Source organism: Synechococcus sp. OH30 (assembly GCF_047462175.1).
In the GTDB taxonomy this organism is placed as follows: Bacteria; Cyanobacteriota; Cyanobacteriia; order Thermostichales; family Thermostichaceae; genus Thermostichus.
Genome location: NZ_JANSIP010000011.1, coordinates 30710 through 49017, shown reverse-complemented (window position 1 = coordinate 49017; position 18308 = coordinate 30710). Strand labels below are relative to the sequence as shown.

Genomic DNA, 18308 nt, shown 5'->3' with positions numbered 1-18308 from the left:
CCCCCCCCCCCCCCCCCCCCCCCCCCCCCCCCCCCCCCCCCCCCCCCCCCCCCCCCCCCCCCCCCCCCCCCCCCGGCGGCGCCAGTTTGGGCGCAGGATCCCTTCCGCAGTGGGGCCAACACTCGCCCCATTAGCCCTGAGGTGGCTGCCGCCTTTGAGGAGTTTTTCTGCGCAGGCCGCTATACCCAGAGCCGGGAAAAGCTAGAGAGGGCCCGACAGGCTTCTCCCCAAGAGCCAATGGTCTACGCCTTGCTGGCAGCCCTGGCCTACCAAGAGGGGGATCTGGAGTCTTTCGCCCAGTTGGCCACCCAAACCCGCCAAGTGGCTGCCGAGCTGAAGAAGACGGATCCCTTACGCGGCAACCTGTACGAGGGCGTGGGCTACGGGTTGGAAGCAGCCAACATTGTGGTGCGGGAAGGGGTGGTGCTTGGCTTGCCTAAGGCATTGCCCACCCTCAACCAATTGTTTGCAGCCATCCGCGCTGCCCAAGCAGTAGACAGCAGTGACCCGGAGCTAAATCTTCTCAACGGCTATATTGACTTGTTGCTGACCTACCGCGAGAAGGCTTTGAACCAATTTCGTCTGGCAGCGCCTGAGTATTTAGCCTACCGCGGTCAAGCGCTGGCCTACCGGGATATGCAACGCTATGACGAGGCGCTGGCGGCGGTGGATCGGGCAATTGCAGTTTCCTGTAACAACCCTGAACTTTACTACCTCAAGGCCCAGATCCTGGCTGCCAAGGGTCAAGACCGGGAAGCCGTCCCCCTTTTTGACCAGGCTTTGCAGGCCGCTGCCCAGTTGCCGCAAGCCCTGGTGGAGCAAATCCAGATGGAGCGGGATCGCGCCGCCCAGCGCAGTGGGTTGACCGGCCAGTTGCCTACACCAACTCCCTCTCCCTAACACCAATGGGCCTGCGCATCAGTGGCAAACAGACGCTGCAAACCCCCCCTGGCCTGGGAACTCGGCCTACCCCTGGGCGGGTGAGGCAAGCTCTGTTTAACATCCTGCGGGGGCAGGTGGAGGGCTGTCGCTGGCTGGATCTCTGCTGTGGGGCTGGCACGGTAGGGGCAGAAGCCCTGTGCCAGGGAGCAGCCTTCGTGGCTGGCATCGAGATTGCCGCGCCAGCCTGTCGCCTCATCCAGGCCAACTGGGCCAAGGTGGCCAAGCCTGGACAATCTTTCCAGGTGATTCAGGGAGATGCCCGCAAGCTGCTCAGTCGAGGTCTCGCTTTGGATCCGTTTGATTACGTCTACTTTGCTCCCCCCTATGATGCCGGCCTGTACACCCCCCTCCTGCCGCTCATCCCGCCCTTGCTCAAGCCAGGTGGAACCTTGATTGTCGAGCATCGCAGTGGCCAAAAGTTACCGGAGCAGGTGGGATCCCTGCTGCGCTTGGACCAGCGGGCCTACGGGCAAACGGCGCTAGCTTTCTATCGGCAGCTGGGAGAGGGGCCCTAGGGGAAGGGGGTGCTGACAAAGCCAATCTCGAGAAGCTGCTGGTAGGCCTGGGTGCCTAGCTCCCGGGTTGGGGTCTGGCTCTTGATGACCTGGATCAGCCAGCCCACGGCCTCCTCAGGACGGCCGGCAGCCCGATAGACCACGGCTAGATCATAGGCGGCTTGATCCCGAGCCTGGGCGGCAACGCGGGCCAGCTCCCGCTGCTCTTCGGAGATGCGGTTTTGGATGCCGGCAAAAGCCCGGGAGAGATCCTGGTGGTAGTTGGAGCGCTGGTTGTAGGCGTTGAACACCTGTTGCAGGAGCTCAATGGCCCGGTCGTAGTTTTGGGCCTGGATGGCGGCATCCGCCTCAGCAGCCAACTGTTCGGCTCGCAAGGCGCTAAGGGCGCTGCTGGGCTGTTCTAGGGCACGAAACTGCTGGGGATTGGGAATAAGCTGCTGGCTAGCAGCAGGCAGTTCTTGAGCTGTAGCCCAGAAACTCGAGCTGACACCCAGCCCCAAGCCCAGCAAGAGACCAAAGGCCAACTGCAACCAAGAGCGGGGCCGAAAGGCAAGCCCACGGAAAGTAGGTCGACTCTTGCCAGCACCAGCAGGGGGTGGTCGGAACATGGGCCAGGAACCCTCGAAACCGTGCTAACCCGTTCTACTCTACCTTACTTCTGACTCTGCTGCAGCTCAGGGGCCTCCTCCAGAGGGGATTGCCGAGGAGGCAGCTCTTCAGACGGCGGGGAACTGGCCGGGAAGGGATCCGGTTGAGCCGAGAGGGTTTCTGGCAACAGGGGCAAGTTCATAATCCGCTCGTACAGGCGCAGGTATTGCAAGGCGGAGCGGCGCCAACTGAAATCGCTGGCCATGCCCCGCTTTTGCAGTGCTTGCCAGGTGTCTTTGTGCTGAAACGCCTCCCAGGCCCGCGCCAGACAGGTGTAGAAGTCCAAAGCCTCGTAGCGGTCAAAGCAGTAGCCAGTGCCAATCCCTTTGCTGGGAATATGGTGGCTGACCGTATCCACCAACCCCCCCGTGCGGCGGACGATGGGCACACACCCGTAGCGCATGGCAATCATCTGGCTAATGCCACAGGGCTCGAAGCGGCTGGGCATTAAAAAGACATCTGCTCCCCCATAGATCAACTGGGCCAGTTGGGGCTGGTAACCCCGTTGGTAGGCCACTCGGCCTGGGTGCCGCTCGGCCATCTCCTGCATCCGTCCTTCGTAGTAGGCTTCGCCGCTGCCCAGCAGGACAAATTGCGAGTCACTGTAGGCCAAGAAGCGATCCAAGGTTTGGATAAGCAGGTCGATCCCCTTTTGTTCCACCAAACGCGCCACCATCCCCATCAAAAACACATCGGGGTTGACGGTCAAGCCCACGCGGGCCTGCAGCACGGCCTTGTTCACCGCTCGACCGCTGAGGTCGTCAATGCTGAAGTTGGCGGCTAGATGGGGATCGGTGCGGGGATCAAACTTCTCGGTGTCGATCCCATTCAAGATCCCCCACAGGCGTTCCCCCTTCCAGGCCAGCAGATCCTGGAGGCCTTCTCCATAGACACTGGTGCGGATCTCCAGGGCGTAGGTGGGCGAAACCGTGGTTACCTGGTCGGCGTAGAGGATCCCGGCAGCCATGGCATTGGGAGCGGAAAAATACCAGGGCAGCCAGGTCATGCGTTCCAGTTGCCAACGCCAAGGTCCTTGATAGGCCAGGTTGTGAATGGTAAAGACAGTACCGATGTCAGGAGCCTGGTGCATCCAGGCCGGGATCATGCCGGTGTGCCAGTCGTGGCAGTGGATGATGTTGGGCCGCCAGGGGTAGTAGGTCCAGGCAAATTCGGCTACGGCGTTGGCAAAAAAAGTAAAGCGCCAGAACTCGTCCTCGCCGTAATAGATGCGGTGGGGGGCAAAACAGTAGTGGCTGACCAGGTAAAGGGGGACATCGGTGCCGGGTAAAACGCTTTCGTAGATATCAGCCACCTGGCCCATGACCTGCTTCGACCAGATGGGATCCTTAGAGCGGGGGTATTGCCCTGGTTCCTGGCCAAACTTGTCCCAGAGAAACCCATAGAGGGGCATGATGATGCGCACATCCTGCCCTAGCTTGCGCAAGGCAATGGGCAGGGATCCCACCACATCCGCCATGCCTCCTACCTTTGCGAGGGGAGCAACCTCTGCCGCCGCAAACAAAATTCTAGCTTGCACCACAACGCCCTCCCTCTTGTTAGGCAAATGGTCCTCGGCCCTACCCCTCCCCATCCTAGAACACTAGGGATCCCTAGGCAGAACCAGCTGAGGCTGCCTGCCCCTGGGCAGTGGTGTCGGCAGAGGACTTAGGGGTTTCCCTCTCGCAGACGAGCGCGGATGGCCTGCCAAACCTCTTCGGCCAACTGCGGTGGGCTAATTTCCCTGGAGATACGCACGCGTACATCGGCCTGGGCGTAGAAGGGTTCCCGCTCCTGCATTAGCTTCTGCAAAGTAGCGCGGGGAGCAGGAGTTTGCAGCAGGGGGCGGTGGCCGGGATCCCGTCTCAGTCGCTGCCAAATGAGCTCTGGGGTCGCATCCAGCCAAACGGTAAGGCCGTGGTGCAGGTAGCTCCAATTTTTGGGTCGCAGCACAATGCCGCCGCCGGTGGCAATGACCAGACGAGTGTAGCCACTCAGTTGGGCCAACACCTGGGTTTCCAGCTCTCGGAAGTGGGCTTCTCCCTGCTCGGCAAAGATCTGGGCTATTGAACAGCCGGCCACCTGCTCCACCAGAGCATCGGTATCAAAAAAGGGGCGGCGCAACTGGGCGGCCAGCTCCGCCCCCAGGGTGGATTTGCCGCTGCCCATCATGCCAATCAAATAGATGGTGACGCCGCGCAGGCATTCGGCTTCTTGGGGAGGGATCATGGGGCAGGGTCGGCTGGGACTTCCTGGGACCTAAATGTAGCCGTGCTCCGCTAGAAACTCCAGGGAGATGCCGCTCTCCGGCCAAGCCAGGCCCAACAATTTTTCCACATATTTGCCCAAGAGATCTGCCTCCACATTTACCAGATCCCCCACTTGCAGTAGGGAGAGGTTGGTCTCGCGGTAGGTGTGAGGGATCACCGCCACCTTAAACCAACACCCCCCTTGGCGCACCTCGGCAATGGTTAGGCTGACGCCGTTTACCGCCACACTGCCCTTGGGCACGATGTAGCGGCCAATTGCCGCCGGCACCTCAAAGCTCAGTTCCCAGGCGTTGCCGCTAGCTGCTTGTTCGCACAGTCGCCCCACCCCATCGATATGGCCGCTGACGAAATGTCCCCCTAACTTGTCCCCCACCCGCAGGGCTGGCTCTAGGTTAACTAGGCGCGGGCCGCGGGATCCCTGGCCCCAAGTCGAGCGGCGCAGGGTTTCCGGGGAGACATCTGCCAAGAAGCCATCGGGCAGGATCTCCACTACCGTCAGGCAAAGGCCGTCTACCGCCACGCTGTCCCCATAGGCCAACTGTGGCTGCAGCTCTGGGCAGGTAACCCGTACCTGAGAAGAGGAGATCAACTGAGCTGTACCCAAACTGCGCACCAGACCCGTAAACATGGCTTTGTTGGCTCTCCTTCTAGGCCTTGGCCTGATCCTCGAAGGGGAAAAGGGATCCCGGGTTGGTTTTGGCTCCTCGAGGAGAGCGCGGGGGGTGATCTTGCTGCTGGGCCAAGAGTCGCTCCACCTCGGCATTGAGCTGGCTTTCGCTAAAAGGCTTGGTCAGGTAGCCGGTTGCTCCCGACCACTTGCCGCGGATGCGATCCAACAGGCCGTCCCGTGCGGTCACCATCAGGATAGGGAGAGACTTGAACTCTTCCAGGCTGCGCACGATGCGGCAGAGCTCCAGGCCATCCATCCCGGGCATGGCGATGTCCATTAGTAGCAGGTGAGGCCGGTACTGGAACAAGAGGGGGAGCACCTCAGCGGGGTTGCCGGTTGTAATGACCCGATACTTGGGCAGGTACTGGCGCAGGATCTCCTGCATAACAACGCTGTCATCTACCGCCAAGAGGGTGAGGGGGGTAGGGCGCTGGGGGGGCAGCAGCTCGGGAGAAGTTTGTAAGCTCACCAGCCCTTTTTTGACCCAAGCGGCAAAGAGGCCAGCTACCTCCAGCCGATCCCGACAGAGCTTTTGGGCAATGGCCTCCAGCGACTGGCCATCTTTGGTAAGAGCATGAAGCTTTTGGCGCTGTTCGTCGCTAAGGCGATAGCGATTGACCCGCTCCCAGTTAACCACGGGCACCGCCAGAAGGCTGGGGATGGCCACCTTTAGTTCTGCCCAGCGATCGTGGCGGCGGGCAGCTTCTTGCAGCAGGGGCTCCAGCTCAAACCCGCCAATGGGTGCCTCCTGGGCAACCCGTTCCTGCACCTCGAAGTAACAGGTGCCCGCCCGCTCGAATAGGTAGCGATCAAAATCGGTGAGCAAGTTAAGCCAGAGGGCGTCTTCCACCTCGCCTGGCTTTATTAAACCCAGCTCGGCCATCACCTCCAGCAACTCCGGCAGGGGGCTGTCTCGGAGCAGCCGCTCCCGCAGCACCCGGATAACCCGTTGGGACCACTCTAGGTTGAGGCGAGGGATAAAGCGCGATAGGCGCTGCAGCAGAATTGGGGCTCCAAGGGGCTGATCAGCGGAAAAGAGCAGCCGGCCGCAGTAGTAGGTCAGCACCCAAGGCTCTGGTTCCGCGGCGGGATCCCCCCTCTTGAGGTAAAGGTGGAGGTAGCCAGTGGTAAACTGCCGACTTTGCTGCCGGAGTAGAGGTGCCAGTTCCGCCGCTGCAAAGAGAAAATGGGACATAGAAGCTCCTCCGGCCTCGTCTTTTCAGGCCACCCAAGCAGCGATTACCTTGGCTACTCACCCTAATTTGCAGCTGCTTTATAAAGTTATCTCCCCTTCATCAAATCGTCAAAAAGCCCCCGCTCCTCGGCTGGGCCTAGGCTCACAAGCCGACAAAGGATCCGTTGGCTACGAGTTTAAGGCGTCCCGCTGGGCCTGGAGCAGTTTCTGGATGCCGGCCTGGGCCAGGTCTAACATTTGCAACAGTTGCGAGCGGTCGAAGCAGCTGGCTTCAGCAGTCCCCTGAATCTCGATTAAGGCTCCCTGCTCGTTCATAACCACGTTCATATCCACTTCCGCTTGGCTGTCTTCCTCGTAGCAGAGATCCAGCAGCACCTCCCCTTGCACAATCCCCACCGAAAGGGCTGCCACCTGCTGCCGCAACGGCGATCCCTGTGCCGGATCCAGCAGCCCCTGTTTGTAGAGCCAGGTGATGGCATCATGCAGGGCTACATAGCCACCGGTAATCGCGGCGGTACGGGTGCTGCCATCGGCCTGCAGCACGTCGGCATCGATGGTGATGGTGCGGGATCCCAGTTTCTGGAGATCCAAAGCAGCGCGCAGACTGCGCCCAATCAGCCGCTGGATCTCGGCGGTGCGGCCGGAGAGCTTGAGCACCTCCCGCGGCTGGCGCTGTTGGGTGGCGGTGGGCAGCAGGCGGTACTCTGCCGTCAACCAGCCTTGGCCGGTGTTTTGTAAAAAAGGGGGGACCTCTTCAGCCACGGTGGCGGTGCAGAGAACATGGGTATCGCCAAACTTCACCAGCACTGAGCCAGGAGCGTAGCGGGTGAAGTGGCGCTGAAAGGAAATCGGGCGCAATTGGGCAGCTGTGCGGCCATCAGGGCGTTGCCAGCTCATGGGCAGTCAAGAAAGGATCCCTTGCATTGTCGATCATGTTCACCCAAGGCAGCTTTTGCAAAAGTACTGCTGGCGCCTAGAACAACAGGCCTCTGGAAAATTGCAGTGGTAGGTCAGGGGGCAGGTTACAGTGTAAAGAAGTTCTTAGCTAACTTTTCCTATTGTTGCGGCAAAGCCCCGAACCTGAGGGGTCCTACCCAGCAGGACCCCAACAATTCAGTAACGCAAGACACAAACGCTCATGATCCTTCTCTTCCTGCAACGGCTACGCCAATCGGCTCTCGACCCCTTCCAAGAGATCCATTGGACTCCGGAACTGTTTGGGATCCTGCTGGTGTATTTTGTGCAGGGGGCGGTAGGACTGGCAAGGCTAGCCACCAGCTTTTACTTGAAGGATAGCCTGGGCCTCAGTCCAGCGCAGGCAGCGGCGTTGATGGGCCTGGCTGTAATTCCCTGGACCCTCAAGCCTCTTTACGGACTCCTGTCGGATACGCTGCCGCTGGCGGGCTACCGGCGCCGTCCTTACCTCCTGCTTGCGGGGGTGTTGGGGTGCGGGGCTTGGCTGGGGATGGCTTGGGGGGCACCGACAGCGGAGCTGGCTGTGCTGTGGATGGTTTTGGGATCCCTAGCAGTGGCGGTGGGGGATGTCATCGTCGATTCGCTGGTGGTGGAGCGGGTGCAGGGCAGTGACTGGGCGGGAACGGGCACGCTGCAGTCTTTGACATGGGGGGCAACAGCTCTGGGATCCCTGCTCACCGCCTATGCCGGAGGCGCGCTCTTGGCCCACTACCCTCCCCAAGTGGTGTTTGGGCTAACAGCTCTGTTGCCCTTGCTGATTGCCCTGGCTGCCTGGGTAATTGGGGATCAGCCTGTAGCCAGCTCTTGGGGCTGGGATCCCTTGCAGCAACAGGTGGGTCGGGTGTGGCAAGCGCTGCGGCAGCCCAGCATTTTCCTACCGGTGCTGTTTGTGTTTGTCTGGCAGGCAACTCCCAGTGCCGACGTAGCCCTGTTTTATTTTGTAACCAACGAGCTTGGCTTTGGGCCGGAGTTTCTGGGCCAGGTGCGGCTGGTTACCAGCATTGCCAGCTTGGCAGGGGTGGGGATCTTTCAGGTGTATCTACGACAGATCCCCCTGCGGCCCCTCTTTGGCTGGATGACAGTCATTTCAGCAGGGCTGGGCCTGACCACTCTGATTTTGGTCTATCACCTCAACCGCGCCTGGGGCCTCGACGATCACTGGTTTAGCCTCGGGGATAGCCTGGTGTTGACGGTGGCAGGGCAAATTGCCTTTATGCCAGTGCTGGTTCTGGCCGCCCGCCTTTGCCCGCCAGGGGTTGAGGCTACCTTTTTTGCCCTCTTGATGTCGGCCTTCAACTTGGCGGGGTTTCTCTCCCAGGAGCTGGGATCCCTGCTCATGCACGCGCTAGGAGTAACCGAAAGCAATTTCAGCAACCTGGGGCTATTGTTGGTAGTAACCAATCTCTCTACCCTCCTGCCCTTGCCCTTGTTGGGCTGGTTGCCCGCAGAGGGGATAGCTCCCAGCTCAGCAGAAGCAGCCGCCAGGAGGGAGACGATCCCTCGGGGAGAGACAGAAGACTACCCGACCCTTGTCCTCCAGACCACCTGCGGGCTTGAGGAGGGAACAGCAGCCCTGCAGTTGGCAAGCAACCCACCAGAGCCTACAACTGGCTAGGGTCCGGGTGGATATGCAGCCATTTGTGGCCAATCTGGAAGCTTGGCCCCTGCTTCTATCGCCCTGGGAGTACAGAAGCTGCCCCCGTTGAGAGAACGCCCACCTCTTCAGGCCTGTTGTGTGGCTAAAAAGGGTTCACTCTTGCCTGGGCAGCTGCTGCCGCCGTTCTCTGCCTTGCCGCTTGAGCAGGGTTGCGGACTTGGGGCTATTGACCCTCCCGCTGACTTAAGTCGGGGGATTCTTGCGCAGTAAAACGCCCCCCCCAGTTCCTTGAGGCCAAGCCCTAAGGTTGACTTTAGCAAGTTGGGCCGGAACCCCCTCTTCGCCTTTGATACCCTACCCGCCCAGAGGCTTGCCACCGGTCGGGTTTTTCGTTTGCCTCCAGGAAGCTGGCTGGCAAGCTGTACCCATAAGCAAGCCGCATTTTTGGTTGGCAACCAAAGCTGCTTACGGGCTTTTCCGCCCCGCCCTACAGTACGGGGCCACCCAGCTATCCTATGTACTGGCTAATATCTTCTCCGCGTTCTGCCAAAAAAGAGAGAGCGCGGAAGCGCAGGGCCACCACCTGGTCGTAGAGGGGGTTGAGTTTGCACAAGGGGGGAATGTGCATCACCTTGCGGCCAAACAGCACCACATCCCGCTCGAAGGGACACCGGGCAGGGATCAGGCGGCACAGGAAGCGGGCCACCTGGGGATTGCGGACTTGGATCCCGTCCAGCCAGGAACGCAAGGGAGCCAAAAGGTCGGTGTAACCGCTCTCGGCTGGAGCACCTCCTGGGGAAGGCGCAGCAGAACCCTTGTCGACCAAGGTGGTTTTGAGCAGATGGAGCTGGGGTAGCTCCAGCCCCAAGGCGGCGGCAAACCGCTGCAGGAGCCGATCCTCTGCTTTGGAATACACGCCGTCGGCAATGGCGGTCATCACGGCCGTACGTAGGAAATCTTCCCGCAGCTCCGGTTGCAGTTGGGCTGCCAACTCCTCCGGGGATAGGGGGGATAGATCCTTCCCCTCCACTTCTGGCCAGTCGGAGCGGATGAGATCTTCAATGAGTCGCTGCTCTTCGGGGCTATATTCTCCATCGGCCCAGGCAATGCCCAGCAGCCCTTGTAGCCACACTTTTGCCTGCTGCGGTGAGCACTCCCTCGCAGAAGGAGGCATGGAATGGCTGGCCATAGCGGAGCTCCCCAAGAAGCCAACGCCATTTTACAGGGGCTGTAGGGGGAGATAGCCAGCCCAGAGCAGAGGGCTAGGCTGGATCCTGAAGTCTGGGAAACCTCTTTTTGGTCATGACGGATCCTTTTCCACCCCTAGCTGGTCCAGCTCAACCCGGCCCCCTTGCAGGGAGCGTTGAAGAGTCCAACCCGGATCTCCTAACTGCTGCCTACGACTACTTTCTACCTCCTGACCGCATCGCGCAAAAACCGGTGGAGCCGCGGGATCAAGCGCGGATGTTGGTGGTGTACCCAGATAGGCATGAGCACCGCCGCTTCTGCGACCTGCCTGACTACCTGCAGAGCGGGGATCTGCTGGTTCTCAATGACACCAAGGTAATTCCGGCCCGGCTGTGGGGAGCCAAGGTCTTGCCGGGAAAAGACTCTTTTGGGGCACGGGTAGAGGTTTTGCTGCTGGAGCCTGAGTTGCCAGGGATCCCAGCTAACACCTTCCAGCAGGAGCAAATCTGGCGGGTCTTGGTTAGACCAGGCAAGCGGGTCAAGGTGGGGGATCAGATCCGGTTTTGGGATCACCAGGGATCCCCGGCGGAACTGATGGGCACGGTACTTGCTGTGGATGCGGAGACCAGTGGCCGGGTGATGCGGTTTACCTGGGAAGGAGCGGATCCCTTTGAGAAGATCTTGGAGCGAGTGGGGCGGATCCCGCTTCCCCCTTACATCAAGGCTGCCCACACCCTTAATCCGGCGGAGGCGGGAGTCCGACCTGAAGACTATCAAACTGTTTGGGCTAGACAGCCAGGCTCGGTGGCCGCCCCCACCGCCGGGCTGCACTTTACCCCCCAGCTCTTGGAGCGCTTGGCTCAAAAGGGGATCCAAACCGCCTTCATCACCCTAAACATTGGCCTAGGCACCTTCCGCCCCGTGGAGGCAGAACGAGTCACTGACCACCACTTGCACAGCGAGTGGCTCAAGGTGCCGGCGGAAACCGTAGCTGCCGTTCGGGCAGCCCAAGCGCAGGGAAGGCGGGTGATTGCCGTGGGAACAACCGTGGTGCGGGCGCTGGAAACGGCAGCCCTCTCCGGCACCCTGCAGCCCTGGCAGGGGAAGAGCGACCTCTTCATCTACCCCGGCTACTGCTGGCGGGTGGTGCAGGGCCTAATCACCAACTTCCACCTGCCCCGCTCCAGCCTGATGATGCTGGTGGCAGCGCTGATTGGGCGGCAGAGGCTACTGGATCTCTACCAAGAGGCCATTGAGCAGGGCTATCGCTTCTATTCTTTTGGGGACGGCATGCTGATCCTGCCCTAAGGGGATCCCTTCCGTCCGCTGAGTCAGGCGGCTTGGGCAGGCCGGTCTTGGCCAGTGGCAAACCACCTCTGGAGGCGCTCCCATTCCACTTGGGGGTAGCCATCCACTGCCCAGTTGGCCCGCCGCTGCAGCATGTGCAAAGGAAAGAAAGTGGCCAGGGCCAAGACCGGGATCCCTTGGGAGCGAGCTGCTTGCATGCCGGCGTAGGTGGCTTCAAAGCTCAGGCACTCCTGAGGGGAGAGCCCCATCCGCTCTAGGAGCAGACGGTGCAGCTGCCCTGAACCCAGGTCAGGATCCATCTCCTCGCCGGTCACACGGTACCGGAAATGGTCGGTCAGCCGGGCCAGGAGCGGACAGGGGAAGCGTTCTAGAAAAGCCTCCACCTCAGCAGCAGCGTGGCCGCTCACTAGGCCCACCTTGAGCTGCAGCCGCTCCAGCCTCTCTAGAGTCTCCACCAAGCCGGGGACAAGAAGGGATCCCTTCTGCTCCTGCAACGCCTGCCGGTAGTACAGGGCCTTGCGGTGCAGCAACTCTTCTCGCTGCTTGGGGCTGAGCACCCGCCCCTGGGCTTGCCAAAGGGCGGGCAGGCGCTCCCGATCGGATCGGCCTAGGTAGTGCAGCCGGTAGAGCTCCTTTTGGGCAGGGGATCCTAGATCCCAGGGACGCAAGTTCTCCTCCAGCAGCACCTGGTTGATGGCGGAGAGGTGCAGCCCCTCATCGTCGGCCACTATGCCGCTCCAGCTTAGGATCACCCCTTGCAGCGCCATAGGAGAACCTCTTCCGCCCTTCTCTTGCTTGATCCTTAGGATCACTCTGGACAATTCCGAGAAGCTGGGATCCCTGCGCGGGCAGGAGGAGCCATGAAGCTGGGGGGAATGGATTCGGGGACGTGCCTATGCAGGATCTCGTCGATGGCCTGCCTTGCCTCCGCCTCCAGCGACCAGCCCCAAACTCCGGCTAGGTCATCCAACTGCTGGCGTTTGCGCGCTCCCCACAGGATTGCACTCACTCCCGGCTGATCCAAGAGCCAGCGCACCGCCAACTGAGGCAGGGTTTTGCCGTAGCGCTCCCGTGCCAGCTGGCTCAGCTCTTCTGCTGCTTGTAAGTACTGGGAGTAGCGAGGTTCCACGAACTTGGGATCGATGCCGCCGCGCAGATCTCCAGGCGGAAACTTGGTTTGGGGCGTCAGCCGTCCCCCCAACAATCCCCGGCAGAGGGGACTGTAGATCAGCGTAGCAATGCCGTTAGCCCGACAGTAGGGCAGAACGTCCGCTTCAATCTGGCGCTCAAACAGGTTATAGGGCGGCTGGACGGTGTGCAGGGGAGCCACCTGGCGAAAGCGCTCCATCTGCTGAGGAGAAAAGTTGCTCACCCCAATGGCACGGATCTTGCCCTCCTGCAGCAGGCGGTAGAAAAAGGCGGCCGTTTCCTCCAAAGGTTCTAGGGGATCTGGCCAATGCACCTGGTAGATGTCAATCACCTCCGTCTGCAGGCGGCGAAGGGAGTTTTCCAGATCCTGAGCTAGCCAACTTAGGCTGCAGTTGCGCACCACCTTGCCGTTAGTCCACTGCAGGCCGGCCTTGGTGGCAATGACCACGCGATCCCGGCAGCCGGCATCCCGGATGGCCCGTCCCAAAAGCGTTTCCGAAAGGCCGCGGCCATAGGCCGGGGCTGTGTCAAAGAGGGTAATACCTAGGTCAATAGCCTTGCGGAGGGTGGCATAGGCCTCCTCAGGGTCTGCTGGCCCCCACCAATCCCCGGTCATGCTCCAGGTGCCCAACCCCACGCGGCTAAGTTTTAGACCTGTCTCGGCAAGCGTGACAAACTCCATGGCAACTTCTGCAAAGAGGAGCCGGTTTCAGGATGCTAACAGGCGCCGGGAGAAGACAAAGCCGGTTGCGCCTAGCTGCTGGTGGAAAAGGAGGCCGGGCTTTTGCCTCTACTTTTCTAACTAGAGGCTCAGTAGAGTGGGGATTGAAAGATTCCCACCGGAATGGCCCGATGAAGTCCATTTTCCCTCTCTGCCTGGCCGGGGGCAGCGTTCTAATCTGGGGATCCCTGCTCTCTGCGCAGGCACAGGTGATCACGCCCCTTTTTCCAGAAACTTCCCGAACTCCTATCCCGCTGCCCCCCAGCCAGGATATTCCCACCCTGCCCATCGTGCCGGATCCCCGGCCTGTACCGACGACATCCCCCCGGCCAAGGCCGCTGCCAAGGGGGACTTTTGAGGAGATTAGCCGCTACTTCCGCGATCTCAACCGAGCCAAGAACTTAGCCCGCCAAGCGGCTGAAATTGCCAACGGGGGCTTGCAGCGCTACCGCGCCGAGGCCTCTATGCACGGGGCAGCCATCGATGCACCGTTTGAAGAGTTTGCAGATGCCTGGATCTTCACCTTCCGGGGCGGCGAGCCTGGCTTTACTCAGCCCAGCATCGAAACCCAGGTGCGGGTGGATCGGCGCACCTTTCAGACCACCATCCTCTACAACGGCCCCATCCGCTCTCGGCCCTAAGGGATCCCTGCCATAATCAAAAAAGGGCAAGGGACCCGGGGTATGACCAAGTTTGTCTTCATCACCGGCGGAGTTGTCTCCAGCATTGGCAAGGGGATCGTAGCGGCCAGCCTGGGGCGTTTGCTCAAGTCCCGCAACTACACCGTGTCAATTTTGAAGCTGGATCCCTACATCAACGTGGATCCCGGCACCATGAGCCCCTACCAGCATGGGGAAGTGTTCGTTACTGACGATGGCGCCGAGACCGACTTGGACTTGGGCCACTACGAGCGCTTCACCGACACCAACATGTCCAAGCTCAATAACGTCACCACCGGCGCCATTTACCAGGCGGTGATCTACAAGGAGCGGCGGGGCGACTACCAGGGCAGCACAGTGCAGGTGATCCCGCATGTTACGCAAGAGATCAAAGAGCGCATCCGGCGGGTGGCCCGCGAGACCAACGCCGATGTGGTGCTGGTGGAGGTGGGAGGCACGGTGGGGGATATTGAGTCCTTGCCCTTTCTGGAAGCCATCCGCCAATTTCGCAAAGACGTGGGCCGAGCCAACGTGGCCTACGTGCACGTGACCCTGGTGCCTCTCATCAGGGCAGCAGGGGAAATGAAAACCAAGCCCACCCAGCACTCGGTCAAGGAGCTGCGCTCGATTGGGATTCAGCCGGACGTGCTGGTGTGCCGCTGCGAGCAGCCCCTACCCCGCGGCCTCAAGGAGAAGATCTCTGAGTTTTGCGACGTGCCGGTGGAATGTGTCATCCAGGCGCAGGATGCCCCCAGCATCTACGACGTGCCCTTGATCCTAGAGCAGGAAGGGTTGGCGCAGCGGGTTTTGGAGATCCTCAACCTGGAGCCGCAGCAGCCGGATCTGCGGGAGTGGGAGCTCCTGGTGCAGCGGCTGCACCACCCTCAAGAGCAAGTGGAGATTGCCATTGTCGGCAAATACGTGCGCCTCACCGACGCCTACCTCTCAGTGGCGGAAGCCTTGCGCCATGCGGGCCTGGCCCTCAATGCCGGCGTTACCTTGCGCTGGATCTCTTCTGAAGAAGTTGAGGAGCAGGGGCCGGCAGCCCTGCTGGCCGGTGTGGACGGCGTGGTGGTGCCGGGGGGGTTTGGCAGCCGCGGCATCGAGGGTAAGGTGGCCACCATCCGCTACGTGCGCGAGCGGGGCATTCCCTTCCTAGGCCTGTGTCTAGGCATGCAGTGTGCGGTGATCGACTGGGGATGCCACATTGCCGGTCTGGAGCGGGCCAACAGCTACGAGTTTGATCCCGACACCCCCCACCCTGTCATCAGCCTGTTGCCAGAGCAGAAAGATGTGGAGCACTTGGGGGGAACCCTGCGCCTGGGCCTCTACCCCTGCCGCATCTTGCCCAACACCCTGGCGGCCAAGCTCTACGGGGAAACCATTGTCTATGAGCGCCACCGCCATCGCTATGAGTTCAACAACGCCTACCGCAGCCTGTTTTTGGACTCCGGCTACGTCATCAGCGGCGTCTCGCCCGATAACCGCCTGGTGGAAATCATCGAGTTGCCCAGCCACCCCTTTTTCATTGCCACCCAGTTCCATCCCGAATTTCGCTCCCGCCCCAACCGCCCCCATCCCCTCTTTTTGGGGCTGATCGAGGCCGCCCTGCGCAGCCGTTCCCGGCCGCAAGCCCTGCAGTTGCAGAACACAGGGCAGTTATCTGGTTAAGTTATCCAAGGGTTGTTGTTTCCAGCGCGCCATGCCCCACCACCGAAAAAAGTCGGATTTGCCCAGCAAAATCTGCCTCACCTGCGGCAGGCCCTTTACCTGGCGCAAGAAGTGGGCCGACTGTTGGCCGGAGGTGAAATACTGTTCTGAGCGGTGTCGCAACCATCGCCCCAAGGGATCCCGGTCCTCCTAGACGTCTGGGGCAGATAATGGGGTCGTCAAAGGGGGGTGGCATGCGGTTTCTCAAGTGGCTCTTGCACAATCCTCACGAAACGGAAGAGGAGGATCCCTTTCTGCGGGCCATCATCCGCCTAGAAAGCCTGATCTCGAAGCTGCTTTCTATCTTGATGATTGGGCTGATTGGGGTAGCTGTGGTGGATTTGACCCGCTTCCTGGTAGCTGATCTGCTGCAGGAGCCAATCGGGTTTTTCTCTACCACTTTGATCGAGATCTTCGGCCTCTTTTTAAATATTTTGATTGCGCTGGAGATTCTGGAGAACATTACCGCCTACTTGCAAAAGCAGGTGGTGCAGGTAGAGCTGGTGATTGTGACTTCTTTGATCGCAGTGGCGCGCAAGATCATTATTTTCGATTTTGAGAAGCTGGGGGGCCTGGATCTCATTGGGCTGGCAGCAGCGACGCTAGCCCTCTCCGTCAGCTACTGGCTGGTGCGACGAGCCAAGCCGTGATCCCTGTCGAGCGAAGGGCGGGCCTGGACAAATCCTGATAGGATAGGGGCGGAGCTTTCTGGCAAGAGAGATGCGCGTGCTCTCGGGGGTTGCCCACCTGTTGAAGCTAGCTGTGCTGGCGGTGCTGCTTTGGGTGGGATCTGGCTTTCTTCCCGCTCTGGCCCGTCCGCATTCTTCTTACGATTTGCTCCTAGCACAACAGTTGGGCAAAACCGTGAAAACCTACAACAGTCCTCCGCCAATGGTCATCGACCCGGCCAAGTCCTACACGGCCACGCTGGAGACCACCGCCGGCACGATGGTTTTGGAGCTGTTCCCGCAGGAAGCTCCCCTTGCTGTCAACAATTTTGTCTTCTTGGCCCGGGATCATTTCTACGACGGCGTCATCTTTCACCGGGTCATTCGGGGTTTCATGATTCAGGGCGGGGATCCCACTGGCACAGGTCGAGGTGGGCCAGGCTACCGCTTTCCCGATGAGCCGGTGCGGCGCCCCTACACGCGAGGGACTTTGGCCATGGCCAATGCTGGCCCCAACACCAATGGCAGCCAGTTCTTCATTATGCATGCCGACTACCCGCTGCCTCCTCACTACACCATCTTTGGGCAACTGATTGAGGGGGAAGAGGTGTTGGATAAAATTGCCACGGCGCCCACGGGCCCTCAGGATCGCCCCTTGAACCCGGTTGTGATCAAGTCTGTTCGCATCTCGGAATCAAACTAGGTTGGGCCAATCCGGCGAAACAGTTTGGTTAAATTGCAACTTGCTCTATGGGGGACTTAGGTATGGAGTTCACTAGGCCCCCGCGAATGTCCCCCCGTATTCTAGTTCTGGATTTTGACGGCGTGCTCTGCGACGGGCGGTTGGAGTATTTTGCCTCCTCCTGTCGCGTCTGTGGCCAGGTGTGGGGTTTAGCCCCTGCCCAGTTGGAGCTATTGCGCCCTGCCTTCGACCGCCTGCGACCCCTAATCGAGATTGGCTGGGAGATGCCTCTGCTGCTATGGGGGCTACAGCAAGGGATCCCAGAGGACGCTTTGCGCCAAGACTGGCCCGGCTGGCGGCAGCGGTTGTTGCAGCAGGCGGGGGTTTCCGAGCGGGCTTTGGCCCAAGCCCTGGATGAGGTGCGGGATCGCTGGCTGGCAGAGGATCTCCAAGGCTGGCTGGGGCTGCACCGCTTTTATCCAGGAGTAACGGCCTGGATGCGCCAGATCCAGGCTGCTGGCGAGCCGCGCCTGGCCATTCTCAGTACCAAGGAGGGGCGCTTCATTCAGCAGCTTTTGCTCCGCGAGGGGATCCAGCTGCCACGCCACCGCATCCTGGGCAAGGAGGTACGCGCCCCCAAGGCCACCACCCTCCAGCGGCTGCTAGCAGCGACCCAGGTAGCGCCTGAGGAACTCTGGTTTGTTGAGGATCGCCTGCAGACGCTGCGCCAGGTGCAGAGTGTACCGGAACTGGAGCAGGTGCTCTTGTTTTTAGCCGAGTGGGGCTACAACCTGCCCGAGGAGCGGGAAGCGGCCGCTCGGGATCCCCGTCTCCATTTGCTTAGCCTAGAGCAGCTCTTCCAGCCCTTTGAGCAGTGGTTGGCCCCGCCTCCTCCTTCTCCCCCCCTTGCCATCAGCCCGGCTAGCCTGGAAGACTTCGCCCCTAGCCGGAAACGCCCGGAAGCCGGCCTGGCCTCGCTGGTGCTGACCTTGGTGGAGCTGCTGCGGCAGTTGATGGAGGCCCAAGTGGTACGCCAAATGGAAGCCAATCGCCTTTCGCCCGAGCAAATTGAACGGGCTGGCAGCAGCCTGCAAGCTCTGCGAGAGCAAATTCGGCAACTCTGCGCCCTGCTGGAGATCGATCCAGCGGATCTCAACCTCGATCTAGGGGATCTGGGCACCCTTCTGCCCCGCCAGGGAGACTACTACCCCGGCCAGCCTGACGGCGAGGGATCCCTGCTGGAACTCCTGGATCGGCTAATTAACACCGGGATTGTTATCGACGGCGAGATCGACCTGGGCTTGGCGGACTTGAATCTTATCCATGCCCGCCTAAAACTGGTCCTCACCTCCAGCGCCAAGCTTTATTAAACCCAGGGAGGGTCAATGGAGACGATTGGGAGAAGAGATGCCAG

At 60.6% G+C, this 18308-nt stretch carries 19 protein-coding genes; 10 read left to right on the top strand and 9 right to left on the bottom strand.

Annotation, left to right across the window (positions count from 1 at the left end):
* Window positions 1-900, top strand: a 900-nt coding sequence (locus NW830_RS10785) for a Sll0314/Alr1548 family TPR repeat-containing protein (RefSeq protein WP_414404692.1), incomplete at its 5' end; no start/stop codon positions are given.
* A 5-nt stretch (window positions 901-905) separates the two neighbouring features.
* Window positions 906-1457: a 16S rRNA (guanine(966)-N(2))-methyltransferase RsmD gene (gene rsmD / locus NW830_RS10780; RefSeq protein ID WP_414362675.1), complete on the top strand. Its 552-nt coding sequence runs from the start codon at window positions 906-908 to the stop codon at window positions 1455-1457.
* Here the strand turns inward: rsmD and NW830_RS10775 are convergent.
* The 6 genes from NW830_RS10775 to rph all read right to left on the bottom strand — a co-directional run bounded on the left by NW830_RS10775 (window position 1454) and on the right by rph (window position 7134).
* The gene (locus NW830_RS10775; protein WP_414362676.1) at window positions 1454-2065 is read right to left on the bottom strand and encodes a hypothetical protein; all 612 of its coding nucleotides are present in this window, start codon (window positions 2063-2065) and stop codon (window positions 1454-1456) included. The two genes, rsmD and NW830_RS10775, sit on opposite strands and share 4 nt — an antisense overlap.
* Window positions 2066-2109: 44 nt before the next feature.
* Window positions 2110-3582 (bottom strand): glycogen synthase GlgA, encoded by a 1473-nt coding sequence (gene glgA, locus NW830_RS10770; protein ID WP_414362713.1) that lies wholly within the window; start codon window positions 3580-3582, stop codon window positions 2110-2112.
* 188 nt (window positions 3583-3770) lie between these two features.
* Window positions 3771-4331: a shikimate kinase gene (locus tag NW830_RS10765; protein ID WP_414362677.1), complete on the bottom strand. Its 561-nt coding sequence runs from the start codon at window positions 4329-4331 to the stop codon at window positions 3771-3773.
* Between the two features lie 30 nt (window positions 4332-4361).
* Window positions 4362-5000 carry a riboflavin synthase gene (locus NW830_RS10760; RefSeq protein ID WP_414362678.1) on the bottom strand — a complete coding sequence of 213 codons (639 nt, stop codon included), beginning with the start codon at window positions 4998-5000 and terminating at the stop codon, window positions 4362-4364.
* A gap of 19 nt (window positions 5001-5019) precedes the next feature.
* Window positions 5020-6237 carry a response regulator gene (locus NW830_RS10755; protein WP_414362679.1) on the bottom strand — a complete coding sequence of 406 codons (1218 nt, stop codon included), beginning with the start codon at window positions 6235-6237 and terminating at the stop codon, window positions 5020-5022.
* A 168-nt stretch (window positions 6238-6405) separates the two neighbouring features.
* Window positions 6406-7134: a ribonuclease PH gene (gene rph, locus NW830_RS10750; protein WP_414362680.1), complete on the bottom strand. Its 729-nt coding sequence runs from the start codon at window positions 7132-7134 to the stop codon at window positions 6406-6408.
* A 241-nt stretch (window positions 7135-7375) separates the two neighbouring features.
* On the opposite strand from rph, the gene NW830_RS10745 reads away from it, so the two are divergent.
* Window positions 7376-8827, top strand: coding sequence for a folate/biopterin family MFS transporter (locus tag NW830_RS10745; protein ID WP_414362681.1), 1452 nt, complete (start codon window positions 7376-7378; stop codon window positions 8825-8827).
* A 490-nt stretch (window positions 8828-9317) separates the two neighbouring features.
* On the opposite strand, the gene NW830_RS10740 is transcribed toward NW830_RS10745, so the two are convergent.
* Complete coding sequence (locus NW830_RS10740) at window positions 9318-9998, bottom strand: Mo-dependent nitrogenase C-terminal domain-containing protein (RefSeq protein WP_414362682.1); 681 nt, start codon at window positions 9996-9998, stop codon at window positions 9318-9320.
* Window positions 9999-10111: 113 nt separating this feature from the next.
* On the opposite strand from NW830_RS10740, the gene queA reads away from it, so the two are divergent.
* Window positions 10112-11305, top strand: a complete 1194-nt coding sequence (queA, locus tag NW830_RS10735; protein ID WP_414362683.1) for a tRNA preQ1(34) S-adenosylmethionine ribosyltransferase-isomerase QueA — start codon at window positions 10112-10114, stop codon at window positions 11303-11305.
* A gap of 23 nt (window positions 11306-11328) precedes the next feature.
* On the opposite strand, the gene NW830_RS10730 is transcribed toward queA, so the two are convergent.
* Window positions 11329-12072: an HAD family hydrolase gene (locus tag NW830_RS10730; RefSeq protein WP_414362684.1), complete on the bottom strand. Its 744-nt coding sequence runs from the start codon at window positions 12070-12072 to the stop codon at window positions 11329-11331.
* Window positions 12073-12113: 41 nt separating this feature from the next.
* Window positions 12114-13136 carry an aldo/keto reductase gene (locus tag NW830_RS10725; protein ID WP_414362685.1) on the bottom strand — a complete coding sequence of 341 codons (1023 nt, stop codon included), beginning with the start codon at window positions 13134-13136 and terminating at the stop codon, window positions 12114-12116.
* A 170-nt stretch (window positions 13137-13306) separates the two neighbouring features.
* Between NW830_RS10725 and NW830_RS10720 the strand changes: the two genes are divergently transcribed.
* The 6 genes from NW830_RS10720 (at window position 13307) to gvpJ (ending at window position 18264) form a co-directional block, all read left to right on the top strand.
* On the top strand, window positions 13307-13816 hold the full coding sequence (locus NW830_RS10720; protein WP_414362686.1) for a hypothetical protein: 510 nt from the start codon (window positions 13307-13309) through the stop codon (window positions 13814-13816).
* Between the two features lie 42 nt (window positions 13817-13858).
* Complete coding sequence (locus NW830_RS10715) at window positions 13859-15505, top strand: CTP synthase (RefSeq protein WP_414362687.1); 1647 nt, start codon at window positions 13859-13861, stop codon at window positions 15503-15505.
* 31 nt (window positions 15506-15536) lie between these two features.
* Window positions 15537-15698: a DUF2256 domain-containing protein gene (locus NW830_RS10710; RefSeq protein ID WP_414362688.1), complete on the top strand. Its 162-nt coding sequence runs from the start codon at window positions 15537-15539 to the stop codon at window positions 15696-15698.
* A gap of 40 nt (window positions 15699-15738) precedes the next feature.
* A complete protein-coding gene (locus tag NW830_RS10705; RefSeq protein WP_414362689.1) occupies window positions 15739-16194 on the top strand; it encodes a phosphate-starvation-inducible PsiE family protein in 456 nt (151 codons plus the stop codon).
* A 241-nt stretch (window positions 16195-16435) separates the two neighbouring features.
* Window positions 16436-16915: a peptidylprolyl isomerase gene (locus tag NW830_RS10700; RefSeq protein WP_414362714.1), complete on the top strand. Its 480-nt coding sequence runs from the start codon at window positions 16436-16438 to the stop codon at window positions 16913-16915.
* Window positions 16916-17001: 86 nt separating this feature from the next.
* Window positions 17002-18264 (top strand): gas vesicle protein GvpJ, encoded by a 1263-nt coding sequence (gvpJ, locus tag NW830_RS10695; protein ID WP_414362690.1) that lies wholly within the window; start codon window positions 17002-17004, stop codon window positions 18262-18264.
* Window positions 18265-18308: the final 44 nt, after the last annotated feature.